We start from the raw sequence: 4194 nt of genomic DNA on the forward strand, positions 1-4194 counted from the left end.
CGCCGAAAACGGCGGCAGGCCCAGATTGTACCGTCAAAGAAGGAAACCGGGGTAAATCAAGGTGTCCGATTGTCAGCGATTTAAGAATAGAAGCCGAAGAGGTAGCTGATGCGACCCGGAGCTTTCCGAATATAGCAGCGGCATTGGTCAGGCTGCACTTTGCTTATAACAAGGGACTAAATCATGCAGATCCTAATCCTGACTGTGCAGACGAACTCGATGATCCTGCGTTGAAACTTCAGGAGTATATAGCACAGAATCAAAATTTCTTCCCGAAGCTTGATGAGGCTGCAGAACGACTTTCTGAGAGAGTGTCGGCATCGGGGATGCTTGGAAAGCTATCTCAGGCAACGCCACGCTCTCCAGATCCGGCACACATCTGAAGCATTGCTGTCCCGTGAACCATACATAATTGATATTGAAGGGAGGGCTGTCCTTTTAAACGACTCGCTAGATAGCTTGGGCGTGAAATCAGCTTTGGCTCTCGTCCTGGCGCGAATCGAGGCACAGGAAATCATTGAGGAACAGCTCTCTCGCGGCGGCTTTACTCGAGATAATCTAAGTCTCGGAAAAGCAGCGCTGGAAGCCTACTTTTCCGAGACTCTGATGATGCCCTACGGCCATTTTTCGAACGCTTTCGATCGTCGGCAATACGATGTAGAGGCCCTTGCTCGACAATTTAAAACATCATTTGAACAGTGCGCCAAGCGGTTGACGAGTCTCCGTAAGCCAGGACAGGAGCGGATACCGTTTTCGCTCGTAAAGATTGACAAAGCGGGCAAGATTGTTGCCACCGTGAACCCCGGTGTCTTTCGCCTACCCCGTCAAGACGGCACCTGTGCACTGTGGAATATCCATGATGTTATCCACTCTCCAGGCAATGTTCTGACCCAGTGGCTTGAGTTAGATTCGCAGCTGCAATTGTTATCGATTGCATCCGCTATCACAAGTGGTGGAGGCGCTTTTGGTGCGCCACGATACACGCATGCAATCGCGCTTTTGTGCGATTCAAAATATGCCAGAAAGACCGTCTACGGTGCAGATCGTTTTCAGGACCACGAACTGACGCCTGTCGGCCTGTGTTGCAGGCAGTGCCAAAGGTATGCATGCGCTGTCCGCGCCTGATATAAGACCATTAGGGTTTTCTTCTTCAAATGGGATCACTCATGAAGGTTGGAGCTCTCGATAATAATAAGACGAGCCTGACAAAAAGGGCGCGACATTTGCTGTCGCAGTGCCGGCGCCCGATGACTGTACTAATCACTCCCGCCATTCGATTATTCCAACAGCGGCATGTAGTTCATTTATGTGATTGGAGCTCAGAATTCCTCCCAGGATTCCTTCGCCGCAACTGCGACAGCCAACGGGCGGCGACCTAAGGCGCTGGCAACATGACTACCAAGTGTACGAGCGGCTGAAACTACGGGCTGGTGTTCTGCCCCCACCGCGACGGGGCGCTTTGGAGGTTCTATCACGGCGCCGCCACTGTTGAGCCTGAATTGGGCTATTAGGCGATTCAGCTCGTCGGCTTCAGATGCAAGTGAATGGCAGGCGGCAGTTTGCTCTTCGACCATCGCAGCATTCTTTTGGGTTGCTTGGTCGATGTTATTAACAGCCTCACTGATCTCGCGCAGACCCGTTGACTGCTCGCGCGAAGAGCGGACAATGGCGGCCACGTTCTGATCGATTTCCTGAACCTGATTGATGATGTTCAACAAAGACACGCCTGTTTCCCCGACCAGTTCAACGCCTGTTGTCACCTGGCTTCCGGACTTCGAGATTAGAGCTTTTATCTCTCTTGCAGCGGTAGCCGAGCGCTGCGCAAGCTCACGGACTTCTTGAGCAACGACCGCAAAGCCTTTGCCAGCTTCGCCGGCTCTGGCTGCTTCGACACCCGCGTTCAGAGCGAGAAGGTTCGTCTGGAAGGCAATTTCATCAATCACGCTGATGATGTTTGAGATCTCTCGTGCCGATGTCTCGATCCCAGTCATTGCGTCTATTGCGCGTTGGACAATTTCACCAGATTTCTCAGCGCCATGCCGTGTCTGCTCGACAAGCGCTCCTGCCTCCTCAGCTCGGCGTGTGGCGTCGCGCAATGAGCTCGTAATCTCCTCAAGAGCAGCCGCAGTTTCCTCCACAGAGGCTGCTTGTTGTTCGGTCCTCTTGGCCAGATCATCGGAGGCACTTCTAATTTCCGCAGTACCAGCTCGGATTGAACCCGCATTCCGACCGACGGATGCCAGTGCGTCACGTAGCTTGGAGACGGACGTGTTGAAATCGTGTCGGAGTTGATCAAGCGATCCCGCGAACTGCTTCTCGATCCGATGAGTCACGTCTCCCTCAGCAAGCCTGTTGAGGCCCTCACCGAGTGCTTCGACTGCAGCAAGTGTCTGACGCTCACGCTCCGCTGCCTCTTCCGCCCTTTGACGACGTTCAGCATCTGTTATCTGCCGCTCACGCTCGGCCTCATGTTCAAGGCGAGTTTTGGCGAGTGTAGCGTCCCGCAATATTTTGAGCGAACGAGCCATCTCACCGATTTCATCATTGCGCACCGATTCTGAAAGATCAACTTCCACATTACCGCGCGCGATTTCGCCGGTGGCGAAAATGACGGCCTCAAGACGCTTCCGAATGCGAGAAGCGAGGTACCAGCCAAATACAACCAAAAGGCCAGTCGCAACAGCAATGACTATAATCGATGCCAAAGCTAGAGAAGTGACGTTGGCATAAACCACGGCCTTTGGCACACTAGCCACAGTGTACCAGCTTGCCCCCCCTGCAAGTGGGACCTTGACAGCCACCGAAATATACGGAGTACCCCCTGCGTTGGCAATTTCATAAGCCTTCCCGGGGTTGGCGACCATCTTACCCCACTCGATCGCGTCTAGTCCGGAATCCGCCAAATTTTTACCAAGCGCTTTTTTATCAGGGTGGCTGACAACATTGCCTTCTGCGCTAAGCAGAGCAACATAACCTTCACCCAAGGGTTTCAGCTGGGAAACTTCTGCAGTTACAGTTTCCAACGAACTATCGATGCCTACGGCTCCGACAACGCTACCATTGACCGATATGGGCGTCACAAACGAGGTCATCGTGACGCTTTTATTGCCGACTGTATATGCATAAGGCTCAGTCAGGAGATCTTGACCACTAGCCTTGGGGATTAGATAGAAGTCGCCAGCCCCTGGTATGTCGTAATCGACGACTGCAGAGAGATCTATCTTGTCCGCTCCACGACTTAAATACGGCACATACCGGCCCGTATCATCGTGGCCCGGCGTATTTCGAAATTCGCTATCCCTGCCATCGAAAGCGTTGGGTTCCCAGATCAACCCAATGCTGGTTGCAAACCTGTTGTCAGCGAGAAGTGTGCGAATGACATTCGTAGTATCCTCCCGACTTGGGTTGCCACTGGATACCAGTGATGAAACAACGGATCGAATGTTCCAACCGAGCTCCGTCACCTTATTGAAATGACTTTCAATCTTGCCTGCACTCGCATGAGCAGCTGCAATAAGTTCTGAAACGGAGCGTTCCTCCACTGCCCGGTATGACATCCACAGGAGAACGCTCGCCGTTGCTACAGTTGTCGCAACTCCGGTTGATACGAGTGCAACCATATTCCGTGCAATTGCTGTCTTCGGCATCATTTCAAACTCTTCCTCCATAGCGCAGCCGTATGCTAGCTCCCCACCACTGGGAAAGCCTCATATGTCAACCTATTCTTCGAGTGAAAGTCCTTTAAATTCTGCTAATATCTGAAATGAATAAAGCCGCGATACAACATATTACTTATCTTTGAGGCCATTTGTAAGGATGATACGCAGATGTAATGTTCTTACAGAATATATATCGCAATTCTGTTTTGCAGTAACAGTCCGCGGCGGATGAGCTGCGCCCAATGAAATCTGTGGGAGGCATCAGGTAAATATGTTTTCGGGCGCCGCGATCAGCGTCGCGGATCCCAGGCAAGTTGAACCGACCATTTTCTCTTCTCCACCTCATCAATGAGAGGCGAAGCTGTCGACGGGGCTTGTCGCAAACATTTACGGAGCGCGCGATTATCCCGTGAGCATCTTTGACTTCATGCTTTATTAACCTTTTGCAGTCCGAAGAGGAGCGCAAGCAATCGTTCTGGTCGTTGACAGTCCAGCCGCCGGAAAAGCCGAAGCCTTTCTTCAACCATAGCATCGC

General features: G+C 52.1%; 2 protein-coding genes and 2 pseudogenes. 2 read left to right on the forward strand and 2 right to left on the reverse strand.

Annotated features, from left to right (window positions below; translation table 11 throughout):
• Positions 1 to 383 (forward strand): annotated as a pseudogene (locus tag ACFSE1_RS16780) (hypothetical protein); the annotation flags it as partial.
• Entirely contained in the window at positions 283 to 1125 is an 843-nt protein-coding gene (locus ACFSE1_RS16785) for a short-chain fatty acyl-CoA regulator family protein (RefSeq protein ID WP_465269782.1), read from the forward strand. The pseudogene ACFSE1_RS16780 and the gene ACFSE1_RS16785, both read left to right, overlap by 101 nt.
• Positions 1126 to 1319: 194 nt before the next feature.
• On the opposite strand, the gene ACFSE1_RS16790 is transcribed toward ACFSE1_RS16785, so the two are convergent.
• Complete coding sequence (locus ACFSE1_RS16790) at positions 1320 to 3650, reverse strand: methyl-accepting chemotaxis protein (protein ID WP_377403839.1); 2331 nt, start codon at positions 3648 to 3650, stop codon at positions 1320 to 1322.
• A gap of 434 nt (positions 3651 to 4084) precedes the next feature.
• Positions 4085 to 4194, reverse strand: a pseudogene (locus tag ACFSE1_RS16795) (IS6 family transposase); the annotation flags it as partial.

The organism is Affinirhizobium helianthi (genome assembly GCF_042680945.1).
In the GTDB taxonomy this organism is placed as follows: domain Bacteria; phylum Pseudomonadota; class Alphaproteobacteria; order Rhizobiales; family Rhizobiaceae; genus Neorhizobium; species Neorhizobium helianthi.

What these genes read in the sequence shown, in the direction of transcription:
- ACFSE1_RS16785 (WP_465269782.1), top strand. Translation starts at nt 283, where the DNA reads ATGAGGCTGCAGAACGACTTTCTGAGAGAGTGTCGGCATCGGGGATGC.
- ACFSE1_RS16790 (WP_377403839.1), bottom strand. Translation starts at nt 3,650, where the DNA reads ATGATGCCGAAGACAGCAATTGCACGGAATATGGTTGCACTCGTATCA.